14 protein-coding genes and 4 pseudogenes are annotated in these 17,109 nt (G+C 65.5%); 7 read left to right on the top strand and 11 right to left on the bottom strand.

Annotated elements, in window-relative coordinates; genetic code table 11:
- Window positions 1-2 precede the first annotated feature (2 nt).
- Together ccoS and BAY1663_RS01745 are read left to right on the top strand one after the other, a co-directional pair.
- On the top strand, window positions 3-215 hold the full coding sequence (gene ccoS, locus BAY1663_RS01740) for a cbb3-type cytochrome oxidase assembly protein CcoS (protein ID WP_037037518.1): 213 nt from the start codon (window positions 3-5) through the stop codon (window positions 213-215).
- Window positions 208-924, top strand: coding sequence for a sulfite exporter TauE/SafE family protein (locus BAY1663_RS01745; RefSeq protein ID WP_037037521.1), 717 nt, complete (start codon window positions 208-210; stop codon window positions 922-924). Before ccoS ends, BAY1663_RS01745 begins: the two co-directional genes overlap by 8 nt.
- 28 nt (window positions 925-952) lie before the next feature.
- Here BAY1663_RS01745 and nadE read toward each other — a convergent pair whose 3' ends face one another.
- Window positions 953-1,780 (bottom strand): ammonia-dependent NAD(+) synthetase, encoded by an 828-nt coding sequence (gene nadE / locus BAY1663_RS01750; RefSeq protein WP_037037524.1) that lies wholly within the window; start codon window positions 1,778-1,780, stop codon window positions 953-955.
- A 206-nt stretch (window positions 1,781-1,986) separates the two neighbouring features.
- Between nadE and hemN the strand changes: the two genes are divergently transcribed.
- The 4 genes and pseudogenes from hemN (at window position 1,987) to BAY1663_RS01770 (ending at window position 5,431) form a co-directional block, all read left to right on the top strand.
- Window positions 1,987-3,369 carry an oxygen-independent coproporphyrinogen III oxidase gene (gene hemN / locus BAY1663_RS01755; RefSeq protein WP_037037526.1) on the top strand — a complete coding sequence of 461 codons (1,383 nt, stop codon included), beginning with the start codon at window positions 1,987-1,989 and terminating at the stop codon, window positions 3,367-3,369.
- Window positions 3,370-3,462: 93 nt separating this feature from the next.
- Window positions 3,463-4,197 (top strand): fumarate/nitrate reduction transcriptional regulator Fnr, encoded by a 735-nt coding sequence (gene fnr / locus BAY1663_RS01760; protein WP_037037529.1) that lies wholly within the window; start codon window positions 3,463-3,465, stop codon window positions 4,195-4,197.
- Between the two features lie 26 nt (window positions 4,198-4,223).
- Window positions 4,224-4,771, top strand: a pseudogene (locus BAY1663_RS01765) (adenine phosphoribosyltransferase).
- Window positions 4,772-4,822: 51 nt separating this feature from the next.
- Window positions 4,823-5,431, top strand: a complete 609-nt coding sequence (locus BAY1663_RS01770) for an SCO family protein (RefSeq protein ID WP_037037531.1) — start codon at window positions 4,823-4,825, stop codon at window positions 5,429-5,431.
- A 176-nt stretch (window positions 5,432-5,607) separates the two neighbouring features.
- On the opposite strand, the gene BAY1663_RS01775 is transcribed toward BAY1663_RS01770, so the two are convergent.
- The 8 genes and pseudogenes from BAY1663_RS01775 to pdxB form a co-directional block, all read right to left on the bottom strand.
- Complete coding sequence (locus BAY1663_RS01775) at window positions 5,608-6,303, bottom strand: transporter substrate-binding domain-containing protein (protein ID WP_037037534.1); 696 nt, start codon at window positions 6,301-6,303, stop codon at window positions 5,608-5,610.
- A 16-nt stretch (window positions 6,304-6,319) separates the two neighbouring features.
- Window positions 6,320-7,092: pseudogene (locus BAY1663_RS01780) on the bottom strand (ABC transporter permease).
- A complete protein-coding gene (locus BAY1663_RS01785; protein ID WP_037037536.1) occupies window positions 7,089-7,835 on the bottom strand; it encodes an ABC transporter ATP-binding protein in 747 nt (248 codons plus the stop codon). Before BAY1663_RS01785 ends, BAY1663_RS01780 begins: the two are co-directional and overlap by 4 nt.
- 96 nt (window positions 7,836-7,931) lie before the next feature.
- A complete protein-coding gene (locus tag BAY1663_RS01790; protein WP_037037538.1) occupies window positions 7,932-8,921 on the bottom strand; it encodes an ABC transporter substrate-binding protein in 990 nt (329 codons plus the stop codon).
- Between the two features lie 186 nt (window positions 8,922-9,107).
- Window positions 9,108-9,706 (bottom strand): annotated as a pseudogene (gene recR, locus BAY1663_RS01795) (recombination mediator RecR).
- Window positions 9,707-9,734: 28 nt separating this feature from the next.
- Complete coding sequence (locus BAY1663_RS01800) at window positions 9,735-10,061, bottom strand: YbaB/EbfC family nucleoid-associated protein (RefSeq protein ID WP_008567825.1); 327 nt, start codon at window positions 10,059-10,061, stop codon at window positions 9,735-9,737.
- A 20-nt stretch (window positions 10,062-10,081) separates the two neighbouring features.
- A complete protein-coding gene (gene dnaX / locus BAY1663_RS01805; RefSeq protein WP_037037539.1) occupies window positions 10,082-12,100 on the bottom strand; it encodes a DNA polymerase III subunit gamma/tau in 2,019 nt (672 codons plus the stop codon).
- Between the two features lie 91 nt (window positions 12,101-12,191).
- Window positions 12,192-13,334 carry a 4-phosphoerythronate dehydrogenase PdxB gene (pdxB, locus tag BAY1663_RS01810; RefSeq protein WP_037037541.1) on the bottom strand — a complete coding sequence of 381 codons (1,143 nt, stop codon included), beginning with the start codon at window positions 13,332-13,334 and terminating at the stop codon, window positions 12,192-12,194.
- 118 nt (window positions 13,335-13,452) lie between these two features.
- Between pdxB and BAY1663_RS01815 the strand changes: the two genes are divergently transcribed.
- Window positions 13,453-14,847: an MATE family efflux transporter gene (locus tag BAY1663_RS01815; protein WP_037037543.1), complete on the top strand. Its 1,395-nt coding sequence runs from the start codon at window positions 13,453-13,455 to the stop codon at window positions 14,845-14,847.
- A gap of 188 nt (window positions 14,848-15,035) precedes the next feature.
- Here the strand turns inward: BAY1663_RS01815 and BAY1663_RS01820 are convergent.
- Window positions 15,036-16,138 (bottom strand): annotated as a pseudogene (locus BAY1663_RS01820) (cyclic nucleotide-binding domain-containing protein).
- Between the two features lie 21 nt (window positions 16,139-16,159).
- Window positions 16,160-17,107 carry a 1-aminocyclopropane-1-carboxylate deaminase/D-cysteine desulfhydrase gene (locus tag BAY1663_RS01825; RefSeq protein ID WP_051497052.1) on the bottom strand — a complete coding sequence of 316 codons (948 nt, stop codon included), beginning with the start codon at window positions 17,105-17,107 and terminating at the stop codon, window positions 16,160-16,162.
- Window positions 17,108-17,109: the final 2 nt, after the last annotated feature.

Below are 17,109 nucleotides of genomic sequence, written 5' to 3' on the forward strand. Positions count from 1 at the left end.
CCATGGCCGCTCTGTATATCCTGATCCCCGTCGCCGTGGTGCTCGTCGCCCTGGCGATCTGGGTGTTCTTCTGGGCGGTGGACAGTGGTCAGTACGACGACCTCGACGGCCCGGCCCACAGCATCCTCTTCGACGATGACGAGCCGCAACGACCGACCGAAGGCGACCCAGCGGCCACTCCCACCAGCCAGAAAGAGCACAGCCAACGTGAGTGAACTGCTACCGCTGCTGCTTTCCGCGCTGGTCCTGGGCCTGCTTGGCGGTGGGCATTGTCTTGGCATGTGCGGCGGGCTGATGGGCGCACTGACCATGGCCATCCCGCCGGAACAACGAGCCAAGCGCCTGCGCCTGCTGCTCGCCTACAACCTGGGACGGGTATTGAGCTATGCGACCGCCGGCCTGCTCATCGGCCTCGCCGGCTGGGCGGTGGCGAGCAGCCCTGCCGCGATGGTGCTGCGCGTGTTCGCCGCATTGCTGCTGATCAGCATGGGGCTCTATCTGGCGGGCTGGTGGAGCGGGCTGACGCGCGTCGAAGCGCTGGGCAAGGGGCTCTGGCGGCATATCCAGCCGCTGTCCAGCCGGCTGCTGCCGGTGACCGGCCTGCCGCAGGCCCTGCTGTTGGGTGCACTCTGGGGCTGGCTGCCGTGTGGGCTGGTCTACAGTACCCTGCTCTGGTCGGCGAGCCAGGGCGATGCGCTGGACAGCGCCCTGCTGATGCTGGCGTTCGGCATCGGCACCTGGCCGGTACTGCTCGCGACCGGCCTGGCCGCCGAGCGCTTGACCGCGCTGCTGCGCAAGCGCGGCGTGCGTGTCGCCGGCGGCGTGCTGGTCATTCTGTTCGGCATCTGGACCATGCCCGGCCCCCATCAGCAATGGCTGATGGGGCATGGAGCCGCGCCGGCCGAACACGTCCACGAAGGCTAAGCGACACCGGGCGTGAAGAGCCCGAGCGTCAGGGCTCCTTGGGCAGCTGGCGTTTGTGCGCCGTCTTGTCGTAGGTCTCGATGATGATGCGCGCGGCCTCCTCCGATACCGGCCGGCCCTGCAGGAAGTCATCGATCTCGCGGTAGCTGACGCCATGCGCCGCCTCATCCGGCTTGCCCGGAAAGAGCTCCTCCAGATCCGCCGTCGGCACCTTGTGCACCAACTGCTCCGGAGCGCCGAGCACCGCCGCCAGTTCCCGAACCTGCCCCTTCACCAATCCGGCCAGCGGCGTCAGATCGCAGGCGCCATCGCCGAATTTGGTGAAAAAGCCCATCACGGCCTCGGCGGCATGATCGGTACCGATCACCAGCCCCCGGTGGGCATTGGCGATGGTGTACTGCGCCACCATGCGCATGCGCGCCTTGGTATTGCCCAGCACGAAGTCGCGCATCTGCGCGCTCAGGCCTTCCAGTGCCTCGGTAGCCGCCGCCACGCTCTTTACCGCCGCACCGATGTTCACGGTATGGCATTCATCGGGCTGGATGGTTTCGATCGCCAGTTGCGCCTCGTGCTCGTCGTGCTGGACCTGATAGGGCAAGCGCACCGCGATGAAGCGGTAGTCATCCCCTTCCCCCGCATCGCGCATGCCCTTGACCGCACGCTGCGCCAGCAGGCCGGCGGTCGTCGAGTCGACGCCGCCGCTGATACCCAGCACCAGCGTCTTCATGCCGGATTCGCGCAGGCAGTTCTGGATGAAGCGTATCCGGCGCTCGATCTCCGCCTGAACCGACTCCACCCTGTTGAAGGGCGCGCAGACCTTGAGGGCGGCCGCGATTTCCTGCTGGCGACTGTGCATGAATCTCTCCTTTGGCCCGGGGGCTCGGTTGAATCGAATAGAAACACTTGCATGGTCATCGGACCACGCTCGGGAGGAAATCTTCGTGCGTTGCCGCTCGTCCTCGCCCTGCCGGCTAGGGTCGGGGCAAGTTTGATACAGGTCAAGTCTGTCGTAGAGCCCTCCACCTAGAATCCAGCCACCGCTGTCATGACCGGGAAAGCCACATGCTCGACTCCATTCGCTGGGATACCGACCTGATCCGTCGCTACGATCAGGCCGGCCCGCGCTATACGTCGTATCCCACCGCGGTCCAATTCAACGACAAGGTCGGCTCGTTCGATCTGCTGCACGCATTGCGCAGCAGTCGCCAGGCGTCGCGGCCGCTTTCCCTGTATGTCCACCTGCCGTTCTGCGCGAACGCCTGCTATTACTGCAACTGCCACAAGGTCATCACCAAGGACCGCGGCCGCGCGCTTCCCTATCTGGAACGGCTGGAAAAGGAAATCGAGCTGATCGCCTGCCATCTCGGGTCCGACCAGATCGTCGAACAACTGCACTTCGGCGGCGGTACGCCAACCTTCCTCAGCCACGACGAACTGCGCCGCCTGATGGCGCATCTGCGCAAGCACTTCCACCTGCAGGATGACGACCACGGCGACTTCGGCATCGAGGTCGATCCTCGCGAGGCCGACTGGCCGACCATCGGGCTGTTGCGCGAACTGGGCTTCAACCGCATCAGCATCGGCGTGCAGGACCTCGATCCAGACGTCCAGCGCGCGGTCAACCGCATGCAGACGCTGGAACAGACCCGGGCCATCATCGAGGCCGCACGCACCCTGCAATACCGTTCGCTGAACATCGACCTGATCTACGGACTGCCGCTGCAGACACCCGAGCGTTTTGCCAAAACCGTGGCCGCGATCATCGAGCTGCAACCGGACCGCCTATCGATCTTCAACTATGCCCACCAGCCGGAACGCTTCCCCGCGCAGCGCCGCATCAATACCGCCGACCTGCCCGCGCCCGTCGACAAGCTGACCATGCTGCAGCAGAGCATCGAGCAGCTCACCGATGCCGGCTATCGCTACATCGGCATGGACCATTTCGCCCTGCCCGACGACGAACTGGCCATGGCGCAGGAAGACGGCACCCTGCAACGCAACTTCCAGGGCTATACCACCCATGGCCATTGCGACCTGGTCGGCCTGGGGGTATCGGCCATCACCCAGGTCGGCGACCTGTACTGCCAGAACAGTACCGACATCGCCGAATATCAGCGCTGTCTGGATCAGGACCAGCTGCCGACCGCCCGAGGTCTGCGCTGCAACGAGGATGACCGCATTCGCCGCAGCGTCATCCAGGCGCTGCTCTGCGATTTCGAACTGGGTTTCGCCGAGATCGAACGCAGCTACGGCATCGACTTCAAGGACTACTTCGGTGAAGCCTGGCCGATGCTGGAACAGATGGCCGCGGACGGACTGGTCGAGCTGACCGATACCCACCTGATCGTCCAGCCGGCCGGGCGCCTGCTCGTGCGTGCGGTCTGCATGCTGTTCGACCACTACCTGCCGGAACAGACCGGCTACAGCTACTCACGGGTCATCTAGGTTTCCCCGCCCTGCGACCCTCGGGCCGATTGGCTATGGATGGCGAGCTGGGTTAACCTTGTGCGCTGTATCCAGGTTTCCAGGAAGCCCCCTATGTCCGAGTCGACCAAGGTCCGTTCGCAGCGGCAAGCTCACTGCAAGGATTGCAGCCTTTCCGGGCTCTGCCTGCCCCTGTCGCTGAACATGCAAGACATGGACGCCCTGGACGATATCGTCAAACGCGGCCGTCCTCTGAAGAAGGGTGAGACCCTGTTCCGCCAGGGCGACGCCTTCAGCTCGGTCTTCGCCGTGCGCTCCGGCGCCCTGCGGACCTTCAGCGTGACCGACGGCGGCGAGGAGCAGATCACCGGCTTCCACCTGCCCAGCGAACTGGTCGGCCTCTCCGGCATGGATACCGAGAGCTACCCGGTGACGGCCCAGGCGCTGGAAACCACCTCGGTCTGCGAGATTCCCTTCGAGCGGCTCGACGAGCTGAGCGTGCTGCTGCCGCAACTGCGCCGCCAGCTGATGCGCATCATGAGCCGCGAGATTCGCGACGATCAGCAGATGATGCTGTTGCTGTCGAAGAAGACCGCCGATGAGCGCATCGCCACCTTCCTGATCAACCTATCGGCGCGCTTCAGCGCACGTGGCTTCTCGGCCAACCAGTTCCGCCTGCCGATGTCGCGCAATGAAATCGGCAACTACCTGGGCCTGGCCGTCGAGACCGTCTCGCGCGTATTCACGCGCTTCCAGCAGAACGGCCTGCTCGAAGCCGAAGGCAAGGAAGTACGCATCCTGGACTCCATCGGACTGTGCGCCCTGGCTGGCGGCAACATGGATGTCTGAGTCAGCGCGTTTGGAGTAGCAGTTCGATGATCTTCGACGAATTCAGCATCAAGACCCTGATCCGCCCGGTTCCCGACTTTCCCAGCCCTGGCGTCGTCTTCCGCGACATCACCCCGTTGTTCCAGTCGCCGAAGGCCTTGCGCATGGTCGCCGACACCTTCATCCAGCGCTACGTGGAAGCCGACTTCACCCACATCGGCGCGCTCGACGCGCGGGGTTTTCTGATCGGCTCGATCCTCGCCTACGAGCTGAACAAGCCGCTGGTACTCTTTCGCAAGCAAGGCAAGCTGCCTGCGGACGTGCTATCGCAGTCCTATTGCACCGAATATGGCGAAGCCCACCTGGAGATCCATGCCGACAGCCTCTGCGAAGGCGATTCGGTCCTGTTGTTCGATGATCTGATCGCTACCGGCGGCACCCTGCTCGCCGCCGCGCAACTGGTCCGCCGCATGCGCGCCAGCATCCATGAGGCCGCCGCGATCATTGATCTGCCGAACTGGGAGGCTCGCAGAAACTCCAGGACATCGGCATCCCGACCTTTACGCTGACGGCTTTCGCCCTGGACGACCGCTGATAGCGCGAGGTCTCCAGGCGCTCCTGCCGACTCGACACCGGGAGCCCCGCCATGCTCGACACGCGCCTTCGCAGCCTGCTGATCATCCTGCTGGTGTTCGCCAGCCCGGCCTTCGCCCTGGACCGCGAGGCACTGCTCGACGAGGCCAACCTCCTACTGCTGCCCCGCGCTCGCACGCTGCCCAACATCGAGCTGGTCGACCAGGACGGCCAGCCATTCAGCACCGCCTCGCTCCGAGGACGCTGGCACATCCTGTTCTTCGGCTTCACAGCCTGTCCCGATATCTGCCCGACCACTCTGAGCGACATGCGCCGCCTGTTCGCCCGCCTACCGGCAGACGATCGCCAGCAGCTGCAACTGGTGCTGATCAGCGCCGATCCGGCGCGCGATACGCCAAAACGGCTGAAAACCTACCTGGATTACTACCGTGCCGGATTCAGCGGCCTGACCGGTGAAATGGCGCAACTGCAGCGGCTTTCCAAGGCGCTGGGATTGCCCTTCGTCCCCGCCAGCGAGACCCAGGGCGACTACAGCGTCAGTCACAGCGGCAATCTGGCGCTGGTCGCACCTGACGGCACATTGCGCGGGCATATCCGCGCACCGCTGAAGCTGGAAGGATTGCAACAGGCTCTGCCACGGATCATCGAGAGCGAACGCTGAACAGCAGGCCTGCGGCCTGCATCGCCGCGAGGGCGCGCCTCCCACAGGGTCCGGGGTACTCAGGCTGCTTTTGCGGCCCAGCCTCGGGGGCGCGCCCACAGGGCCCGGGGGGGTGCACGGGCCGCTTTGGTGGGAGGCCCGACCTCGGGGCGATGCTCTCGAGGACGGGCAGTGATCTAATGGCAATCCAGGGTATCGGCCAGCACATAAGCCTGGAACGCCACTTCATCGATCCACTGCTGCGTCAGCTCGCCCAGTCGCCCTTCCTCGCGCCAGCGCTCGATCAGCGCATCGACTTTCACTTGCAGGGCCGCATCGTCGGTGCTGATCCGCAGCACCTGCTCCACCTCCGGCAAGGCCGGCAGCAGCCGCTTGTAGCGTCGCCACTCAGGTAACGTAGCCAAGTCGGCAAGCAGGGCCTGATCATCGACGACCGCCTGGCACTCACCCAGCTTGAGGCCGATCAACGCATGCGCAGCACTCGGATACTCCCGCGGCAGCGCGGCGAAACGCTCGGCCACCAGCCGCGCATAGGGGCTGCCGGCAGCGACGCAGAATGGCTGGCTACGCAGGTCGGACCAGGAGCCGGGGCCGCCCTCGGTCGCGGCCAATGCAGCAGGAACGGCGCGGTAGTAGAGCGCGCCGGTTTCTCTCGCGCCCAGCTGCAGCTCGGCCTCGTCGACCGCCGTGACGAACTCCGCCCGCTGTCCCAGTGCTTCGGCCAACGCCTCCACCAGCGCCGGCTCGAAACTCTCCGTCGCGCTGCTCGACAACACCCGATAGCCGCCGGGCAATGCCGCGCGCAGCGGCTCGGCGAGCGCCGGCAGCGGTCCCAGCAAGGCAATCAGCAAGAGACCGGAACGCAGCGACACAGGCACGATTCCGACCTCAGACGTACTGGTAGCGCAACATCCGTTGCTTGAATTTCTCCAGCACCACCTGATCGATCAGAGTGGCGAGAATGGCGATGACCAGGATGTTCATCATCACGCCGACCATGTCGGCGATCTCGCCCGAATACGCCAGCGAACGCCCGAGGCCCTGGCCGAAGCCGATCAGCATCTCCGCCGAGATCAGGCACGCCAGGCATTGCCGAAGGCCAGCTGGGCGCCGGTGATCAGCTCCGGCATCACCGCCGGCAGATAGACCCGTCGCAGCAGTTGCCAGCGCGAGGCCCCCATGACCCGTGCGGCGGAAACATGCACCGGCTGCACGCTCTCGGTGGCGTTCATCACCGAAAGCGCCATCGGGAAGAAGGCCGCCAGCGCCACCACCACGATGATCGGCAGGTTGCCGAAACCCATGACGATGAGGAACAACGGTACCCAGGCGATCGAGGGAATCGACTGCAGGATGACGATGGCCGAGCGCAGGATCTCGCGGAAGAAGAACAGCACCCCGCCGACCAGGCCGAAGCCGGTGCCGAACAACAGGGCGAAACCGTAGCCGCTGCCCAGGCGGCTCATGCTGCCGTACAACCCCTCGCGAAACTCCGGCTGCTGGATGGTTGTGACGAGCCGCTCGAAGACCGTCGGGATGCCCGGCATGAGGAATGCCGGGAGGCTCCAGGCGGCGGCTTGCCAGATCAGCAGAATGAACAGGATCGCCAGGACGACAGCGAGGTATTTCCTGGGTCCGGTAAGACGACGTGCCTGGCTCATGCGTGCGCGATCTCCGTCTTGATGCCCAGCAGGCTGAGGATTTCCTTGCGCTCGGCAGCGAACTCGGACAAGTCGTGGCTCTTCTCGCAATGGGTGAAGTTGAAGGTCTTCAGCACCCGCGTCGGCCGGGGGCTGAAGACCAGCACGTGGTCGGCCAGGTAAAGCGCTTCGTCGACATCATGGGTGACCAGCAGCACGGTCGGCTGGTGTTCCTCGATCAGCTCGCGCAACACATCCTGCAGCGCCATGCGGGTCAACGCATCGAGCGCACCGAAGGGTTCGTCCAGCAGCAACACCTCGGGCTTGGCGATGAACGCCCGAGCCAGGGCCGTGCGCTGACGCATGCCGCCGGATACCTGGTGCGGGTAATAGTGCTCGAAGCCGCTGAGGCCGACGCGCTCGAGCCAGCCCTGGGCCTGTGCGAACGCAGCCGTCTTGTCCACACCCTGCAGTTCCAGGGCCAGGGCGACATTGGCCTGAAGGCTGAGCCAGGGGTACAGGGCATGTTCCTGGAACACCAGGGTACGGCTTGGGTTCGGCTCGCGAATCGGCTTGCCGTCGGCCAGCACGCGGCCGGCGGTGGGCTTCTCCAGCCCCGCCACCAGGTGCAGCAGGGTCGACTTGCCACAGCCGGACGGACCGACCAATGCAACCAGCTCCCCCTGGGAGAACTCGCCACTGAACCCCTTGATGACCTCGAGCTGCCCGAAGCGCTTGTCTACTTCTTCAAACCTGAGCTGCATATGAATCCAAAAAAACGAAGGTACCCGGCAATGCGGGCGACACGGAAACAGCCCGACGGAAGCCGGGCTGTGCGGTACTCGGCGAAACCGGAGCGATCAGAGTGCGCGGCTTTCCTGCCAGGACAGATCGAGAATCGCCCGGGTGTCGAACGGCTTGCCGTCACGGGTCTTCAACGATCCCTGCTCCTGCAGGATGTCCGCCAGCTCCTGAATGCGCGCCAGATCCTCTTCGCCCAGCTTGGAACTGAAGGTCTGGGTGGCGATCGCCTCCTCGATGACCACCTCGCGGGCCAGCTCGCCGCGCTTGAGGGTCTTCAGGGTCGGCTCGGCGATGAAATAGCCGGCGATCAGCTTGGCCGCCTCGGCCGGCTGGTTCTCGAGCATGTCGATGGCTTCGCGCTGGGCATCCAGCGAACTCCATACGGCCTCCTTGCGCTTGGCCAGGGTATCGCCGGAGGTGATCACCACCATGCAGGGGAACGGCCAGACTTCGCCGATCTCGTAGACCTGGCGAACCGGCGCCACCAGCTGCGCGATGCGGTCATAGGGCTCGAACAGGAAGGCCGCGTCGACCCGGCCGGATACCAGCGACTGTACGGCCACGGCGGGGCTGACGCCCATGATGTTCACGTCGCTCGGCTTGAGGCCTGCGTTTTTCAGCGTCACGCCGCGCAGCACCGCGTCGGCGGTACTGCCCTCGCGCTGCGACGCCAGGCTGTGATCCTTGAGGTCGGCAACATCCTGGATCTGCGTATCCTCACGCACCAGGATCGAGTGATAGCCCTGTTGCGCACCGCCCACCACTTTCAGGTCAGCGCCCTTGGAGGCCCAGGCCACCGCATTGGTGAATCCCAGTACGCCTGTGTCCAGCTGGCCACCAACGATGGCCTTGATCAGATCGGTGCCCGAGCTGAACTCGATCAGTTCGACATCCAGGCCGTGCTTCTTGTACAACCCGGCCTCGTGGGCGACCATCGCCTGCGCGTCGTCCATCACCCGGATGTAGCCAACCTTGAGCTTTTCCTGGGCCTGGGCGAATGCGCTCAGGAGCAGAAGAGCCGGAACCAGCCAATGCTTTGCTTTCATTTCAACCTCGATTCGGGCAGCCATGTCATATAACCAAATCGAAGCCTATTATTCGATTTGGCTATCTAACTTTTATGGCTTAGAACTTTACCCGAATCATGGGCATAACGGCACTACCCAAGTGCTATATCCATACTGCTCGGGGTTATAGCGCTCGGTCGTTGCAATATTGGGCTATGCAGATGCTCACAGACTGATCGGCTTGCGCCCCGCCAGGGCATGGGCCAGCGTGCCGCCATCGACCAGCTCCAGTTCGCCGCCCAGCGGCACGCCATGAGCGATACGGCTGATGGTCAGCCCCTTGGGAACGAGCAGCTGGGCGATGTAATGCGCGGTCGCTTCGCCTTCGACGGTGGGATTGGTGGCCAGGATCACCTCGCTGAAGGCTCCTCCCGCGACCCGTGCGAGCAATTCCGGAATGCCGATGGCCTCCGGCCCCAGGCCGTCCAGCGGCGACAGGTGCCCCTTGAGCACGAAATAGCGGCCGCGAAAACCGGTCTGCTCGACGGCGAAGACGTCCATCGGACTCTGCACCACGCACAGCAGCGAGTCGTCCCGCCGCGGATCGGCGCATTGCGGACACAGCTCGTCCTCACTCAGCGTTCGGCACTGGCGGCAATAGCCAACCCCCTCCATCGCCCGCGTCAGCGCCTGCGCCAGGCGCAGGCCACCGCTACGGTCGCGTTCGAGCAGCTGCAAGGCCATGCGCTGCGCAGTCTTCTGCCGACACCGGGAAGAATGCGCAGTGCATCGATGAGTTGGCGAATCAGGGGGCTGAAGCTCATGGAAATCTCGAAGCTGGAAGCTGCTTTCTTAGAACGGCATCTTGAATCCGGGCGGCAGCTGCATCCCGGCGGTCATGCCGGCCATCTTTTCCTGGCTGTTCTGCTCGATCTTGCGCACGGCGTCGTTGACCGCCGCGGCGATCAGGTCTTCGAGGATTTCCTTGTCTTCCTGCATCAGGCTGTCGTCGAGGCTGACGCGCTTGACGTCATGCCGACCATTCATCACCACGCTCACCAGCCCCGCTCCCGACTGACCGGTAACTTCGGCGTTCGCCAGCTCTTCCTGCATCTTCTGCATCTTTTCCTGCATCTGCTGCGCCTGCTTCATCAGGCCGGCCATGCCACCTTTCATCATGGGTAATACCTCGAATTCGTTCAGGGTTCGGAGTGTTCTACGGGTTCGATGGTGCCTTCGCGGATGACCGCGGCGAACTGCTGCATCAGCTGCTGGACGAGCGGGTCCGCCTGGATCGAGCGCTCCGCGGCGCGCTGACGCTCGGCGCGGCGGCGCTGGGCGGCCTGCGCCGGGGTTTCCTGCTCGGGCTTGCGCAGCTCGATGTCCAGCTTCAGCGTACGTCCATGGTACTGGTTGAGCGCTTCGTTCAGGCGCCGTTGCTGGGTGGCGTTGAACAAGGCGCTCTGCGCCGGATCGAGGTGCATCAGCCAGCGATCGCCCTCGACGGAAATCAGCGTGCAATTGGCCGCGATGCTGCCGGTAAGACCGGACAGGCCGAGCTTGAGATAGAGCTCCAGCCACTCGGCCGCCAGGCCGGTGGCCGGCTCGACCGCGGGCAGCGGTTCGACGGCCTGCGACTCGGCCTGCGCCTGTACCAGCTCGTCGAGATAGGCCTCGGCCTGGTTCTCGACTTCGAAATAATCCTCGCCGGTCAGCGGCGGCTCGTCATCGTCCGGCTCCTCCACCTGCACCACCGCCGCCACATGCTCGGCCTCGAGTGGCGGCGCTTCAGGGATAACGGCGGCGGCTTCCACCGCCACCGGCGGCACATTCGGCGGCTCGCTCCACGGCACATCGATAACCGGCGGCGTATCCACTTCGGGCGGCGGCGCAGCGGGGATATCGGCGACGGGCAGCGGCACCTCGGGCGCAGGCGGCGCGGCGGCGCTGTCATCGACAACGGCAGGCGACGCCGGCATGGCTGCGGGCAGCGGGGCCACGGTCGGCGCGCTGGATGGAACAGGACGCGACACGTCAGTCGGGACCGTGCCGGCCACCGCTGCAGGTCCGGAATCAGCTGTGGCCGGGCTGATCCCCAGGTTCTTTAGTGGCGTTCGCGGTGCGTCGCCGGTGTCCGCCGGACGGAACGCCAGCATGCGCAGCAGCACCATCTCGAAGCCGCTGCGCGGGTCGGGCGCCAGCGGCAGGTCGCGGCGGCCGATCAGCCCCATCTGGTAGTAGAACTGCACGTCTTCGGCCGGCAGCGCCTGCGCCAGGGCCAGCACCCGGTCGCGATCGCCCTGGCCGTTGTCCACCGCCTCCGGTAATGCCTGGGCGATCGCCACGCGGTGCAATACGTTGAGCATCTCGGCCAGCACGCCGGCCCAATCCGGCCCCTGCTCGGCCAAGTGGCGAACCGCCTCTAGCATCGCCCTGGCGTCGCCTTCGAGCAGGGCCTGCAGGACGCCGTAGACCTGGCCATGGTCGAGGGTGCCGAGCATGGCCCGCACATCCGCTGCCAGCACCCGTCCCTCGCCAAAGGCGATCGCCTGGTCGGTGAGGCTCATGGCGTCGCGCATCGAACCGTCGGCCGCACGCCCGAGCAGCCAGAGCGCGTCTTCCTCGAAGGGAACGTTCTCGACACCCAGCACATGGGTCAGGTGCTCGACCACCCGCTCCGGCGGCATGTTCTTCAGGGAGAACTGCAGGCAGCGCGAGAGGATGGTGACCGGGAGCTTCTGCGGGTCAGTGGTCGCCAGCAGGAACTTGACGTGCGGCGGCGGCTCTTCGAGGGTCTTGAGCAACGCATTGAACGAGTGCGACGAGAGCATGTGCACTTCGTCGATCAGGTAGACCTTGTAGCGTCCGCGGCTCGGTGCGTACTGCACGTTGTCCAGCAGCTCACGGGTATCCTCGACCTTGGTGCGGCTGGCAGCATCGACCTCGATCAGGTCGACGAAACGCCCCTCGTCGATCTCCCGGCAGACCGAGCATTCGCCGCAGGGCGTCGAGCTGATACCGGTCTCGCAGTTCAGGCACTTGGCGATGATCCGCGCGATGGTGGTCTTGCCCACTCCGCGGGTTCCGGTGAACAGATAGGCATGATGCAGGCGCTGGTTGTCCAGCGCATTGATCAGGGCCTTGAGCACATGCGTCTGGCCGACCATTTCGCGGAACGAGCGCGGACGCCATTTACGGGCAAGGACCTGATAACTCATAACACCATCGCGGGATAAAGCAGAAGACGGGTAATGCTAGCGGAGCAGACCGCAAATTGCATCCGACCAGCGCTCGTTCGGGCGTGCCCGTCTACGACAAGCGAGCACCGAGCGCCCGCACCACCTGCTCGAGCGCAGCATCGACACCCTCGATGCGTACCTGTAGCCCGTCTATTTCCCGACGCGGCGGGTAGTGCTTGCGCAACAGGTCGAACCCGGTGCGGCGTTGCGCCTCGTCGCCGCACAGGCTGCGGCGAAAATCCGCATCGTCGCGGCGCGGGTCGTATACCGCCCGGCACAAGGTCGCCAGCATGTCGGCCGGCTGCGCCGTGGAAGCGAAGGTCATGCCCGCCAGTGGAGCGCCTGGCATCAACTGCGCGAGTTCGACTTCGGGCTCCAGCCCTCGCGCCGCACAAAAGGCCGTGTAGACCTGCGCCGTGCCCCGCAGCTTGCCGTCCAGGCTATAGCCGGCAATGTGCGGCGTGGCGATCCGGCACAGCCCGGCGAGCTCGACGTCGACCTGTGGCTCGCCTTCCCAGACGTCCAGCACCGCTTCCAGGTCCGGGCGTTGCAACAGCAGTTCCAGCAGGGCCGCATTGTCGACCACCGCACCGCGGCTGGCGTTGATCAGCCAGGCGCCCGGTCGCAGCCGCGCCAGCCGTGCCCGGTCGAGCAGATGGAAGGTCGGATGCTCGCCCTGCATGTTCAGCGGCGTGTGCAGGCTGATCACGTCGCATTCGGCGAGTACCTCGTCCAGCGAGACGAAGCCGCCGGCCTCGTGTGCCTGGCGCGGCGGATCGCAGACCCGCACGTCCCAGCCCAGCCCACGCAGCACTTCCACCAGGCGCCCACCCACCTCGCCGGCACCGACGATGCCGAAGCGCCGGGTGTCGAGCGCCTCGCCGCGTATTTCGGCCAGCGCGAGCAGACTGCCCAGCACGTAGTCGACCACGCCCCGCGCATTGCAGCCGGGCGCACTGGCCCAGGCGATGCCGGCCTCCTGGAAATAGTCGAGGTCCAGATGATCGGTACCGATGGTACAGGTGCCGACGAAGCGTACCGGCGTGCCTTCCAGCAACTCGCGGTCGACCCGGGTCACCGAACGCACCAGCAGCACATCGGCCTGCTCCAGTGCCGCGCGGTTGATGCTGCGGCCGGCCATGCGGCGGATCTCGCCGAGGCCCGCGAAGAAGGCTTCGACCAATGGAATGTTTTCGTCGGCAAGAATACGCATGAGGGCTCCGTTGCAATCGCCCCCATTCTAGCCCGGCAGGCTCTGCTTTGCCGCCTTCCTGGCTGCGTTCATGAACGGTAGACTAGCGCGCTCGTTGTATACAACCGGACTATCTGCAATGCCCACTGAGCTCAGACTCAGACGGGTACGCCTCGAACTGCGCACCCTCTTCGCCCTCGCCCTGCCCATGATGATCGCTCAACTGGCCAGCACCGCCATGGGCTTCGTCGATACCGTCATGGCCGGGCGGGTCAGCCCGCAGGACCTCGCGGCCGTGGCCCTGGGCAACTCCATCTGGGTGCCGGTATACCTGCTGGTGAGCGGCATCATGCTGGCCACCACGCCCAACGTCGCCCAGCGCTTCGGCGCCGGGCAGCAACAACAGATCGGCCCGCTGGTCCGCCAGGCGCTGTGGATGGGCGCAAGCATCGGTACGCTCAGTGCGCTGCTGATGTGGAATGCCGAACCGATCCTGCATCGCATGCACGTGGCGCCCGCCCTGATCGAGCCGACCATCGCCTACCTGCGCGCCGTCGCCTGCGGCTTCCCGGCCGTGGCGCTGTATCAGGTCCTGCGCTGTTTCAGCGACGGCCTGGGCCATCCCCGGCCGAGCATGGTCATCGGCATTCTCGGACTGCTGCTGAACATTCCGCTCAACTACATCTTCATCTACGGCAAGCTTGGCGTACCGGCGATGGGCGGGGTCGGCTGCGGCGTCTCCACGGCCCTGGTGATGCTGTTCATGCTGCTGGCGATGAGCTTCTGGGTGAAACGCGCCGCCTACTACCAGGCGAGCCAGTTGTTCTCCCATTTCGAATGGCCACGCTGGCCGATGCTCCGCCACCTGCTTGCGGTCGGCGTGCCCATCGGCGTCGCGGTATTCGCCGAAGCCAGCATCTTTTCCGTGATCGCCCTGCTGATTGGCGGTCTCGGCGCGACCGTGGTCGCCGGCCACCAGATCGCGCTGAACTTCACTTCGCTGATTTTCATGATTCCGCTGTCGCTGGGCATGGCGGTGACCGTGCGCGTCGGCCAGGCACTGGGCCGCAGCGCGCCGCGGGACGCACGTTTCGTGGCCGGCGTGGGTATCGCCGCCGCGTTGGTTTATGCGTGCTTCTCCGCCAGCCTCATGCTGCTGTTCAGCGAGCAGATCGCGCGAATCTACACGCCCGACCCGGCCGTGATCGCCGTAGCCGCCGGACTGTTCTTCTATGCGGCGCTGTTCCAGTTCTCCGACGTGGTGCAGGTCACTGCCGCCGGGGCCTTGCGCGGCTACCAGGACACCCGCATGACGATGATCTACACCCTGTTCGCCTACTGGGGCATCGGCCTGCCGGTGGGCTACCTGCTGGGGCTGACGGACCACCTCGGCGCCGCCAGTGGCCCAAGCGGCCTCTGGCAAGGCTTGATCGCCGGCTTGAGTTGCGCGGCGCTGCTACTCAGCGTGCGCCTGGCCCGTAGCGCGCGCCGCGAAATCCGCCGGCATGTCGCGCTGCGCAGGACAATGGCTTGAAAGCATCAGCGGCAAGTGGCGGGCGCCGGTCGGCCGCAAGGCGCACACCGAGCCCGTAGGAGCCGGCTTGCTGGCGATCATCGAAGCTACGGCGGATCGCCAGCAAGCTGGCTCGGACCTCGGCCGGTCAGCGAGGGTCCCCCGCCCCCGGCAGGCTGCGCAGGACGACAGCCTGGAGGGGCCGGCACTCACAGGCTGCGCTCGATACGTCCGTCGGAACGGGCCAGATAGCCCGTTCCGCATTCCCAGAGCAATCCGTCCCGCTCCTCGGCGCTCAACGCCTGGAGGCCGCCGCGCAATGCATAGGCGGTGAAGCCGAGCTGGGTCAGCAGGAACACCGCATTGGCGCTGCCCTTGCCGCTCTCGCAGTAGCACAGATAGATGCGCGCATGATCCAGCAAGCGCGTTTTCAAGCGCAGCAGATGCAACGGCATGTTCAGCGCCTGCATGGCGTGGCCGCGCTCGTACTCGTCGAGCAGGCGCACATCCAGCCATTGCGCTCCGCAGCTCAGCAGGTCGGCCACCTCGTCCAGGCCGACCTCGCTGACCACCGGCGCTTGAGCAGTTCGAGAAAATCGGCGCGCGCCAGGCGCAGCACGCAGCCATCCTCGAGCATGCTCACGCTGGCATTGCGTGGACGATCCTCGAGCAACGCCTCTTCACCGAAACAGGCTCCCGGCTCCAGCTCGGCCAGCAACTGCCGCTCGGCCCCCGTGCCCTTGGTCACCGCGGCCCGGCCGCTCTTGAGAAAATAGCAGCAATCACCGGCCTCGCCTTCCTGCAACAGGGGCTGCCCGGCGCAAAGCTCGACCGCCACCAACCGCTGCAGCATGCTGCGAATGTTCGCCGGCGGGACCTGAGCGAACAGCGGATTGTCCAGCAGCGGCTCCAGCCAGTCGCCCAGCTCGCCATCCATGCTCAGTTGCAACAGTACATCCTGGTGGGCCTGGCGCCAGGACAGCAGGCGCTCCAGCTCCGAATTGTCCACAGCCAGCAGCCGACAGTCTTCCAGCGCGCGCACGTGCTGGAGACGGGACTGCGGCAGGCTGTGACAGCCGGCGGGCGTACCAGCCCGCAGGCGGCTTTCGTGGCCCTCGTCATCGACCAGCGCCAGGCTGCCGGACAACAGGAAATAGCGGGCGGACGGCTGTGCCCCGACGTATTCGAGCACCTGTCCAGCGGCCAGCGGTTGCGGCGCCAGCCGGGCTCGTAGCTCCCATAGTTGGCGGGGCGACAGCGTGTTGAGCGGAATCAGGTTGCGCAACTGATCAGGGTGCAGGGGGTTGTTCATCCAGGAATATCCAAAGGTCCGTCAGCCCATTAACCGTCGCAGCTGCGCCTCGGCAGCCCGGCGTCCCTGTAGCCCGCCGGTGTGAATGAAGACGAGCCGCGTACCTGGCGGAAAATAACCGCGCTCGACGTAAAGGCGCAATGCCAGCATGGCCTTGGCGGTGTAGACCGGATCAAGCGGCACGCCGCCTTCGTACTCCGAGGCCTGGATGAAATGCGCCAGCTCGGCGTCGAAGCGGCCGAAACCACCACGGCTCGCATCCAGTAGCTCGTAGCCGCCATTGGCAACGCCAGCCTCGGCGAACAGCTGGGCCAGACGGACATCCACCGCGTGTGACGGCGGCCCGGCCAGCGCGCCGAATAGCGGATGCCGACCCGCCTCGCCGATGACCAGACCGGCCAGGGTGGTCCCGGTACCCACCGCCAGCCAGGTCGCATCGTAATGCTCCCAGCCAATCGTCGGCAGCAGCGACTGCAGCTGCGAAACCAGCACGACGCAACCCTGTGCCCCGGCCAGGCCGCCCCCGCCTTCAGGAACACAGTGGAACCCGGGGTAACGCTCGAGCCATGGTGCCCAGAAGCCCGGCAGATTGCGCGCCCGATAGCCACCGTAGCCCAGCCAGTGCAAGCGCATGCCGCAGGCACGCAGGTCGTCTATCGTCGGCGTCTCCTGCTCGTGCCCGCGCAGCAGGCCAACGGTGGCGAAGCCGAAGCGACGCCCGGCAGCCGCCAGGGCATGCAGATGATTGGAGTGCGCACCACCCAGGCTGATCAACCCCGGCGCCCCGGCTGCGCATGCCGCATCGAGGTGCCGGGTAAGCTTGAACCATTTGTTGCCGGACAGCTCCGGATCCACCTGGTCGAGGCGCAGCACGGCGACCTCGACGCCGGCGCGCTGCAGCCAATCCAGCGGCAAGCGCTGCAAGCGCAAGGGGCCGGCGAAGGCGTGGGGAGAGTGCGTGAAGGACAAAA

Origin of the sequence: Pseudomonas sp. BAY1663, from assembly GCF_000582595.1 — a bacterium.
GTDB classification, from domain to species: Bacteria; Pseudomonadota; Gammaproteobacteria; order Pseudomonadales; family Pseudomonadaceae; genus Stutzerimonas; species Stutzerimonas stutzeri_AF.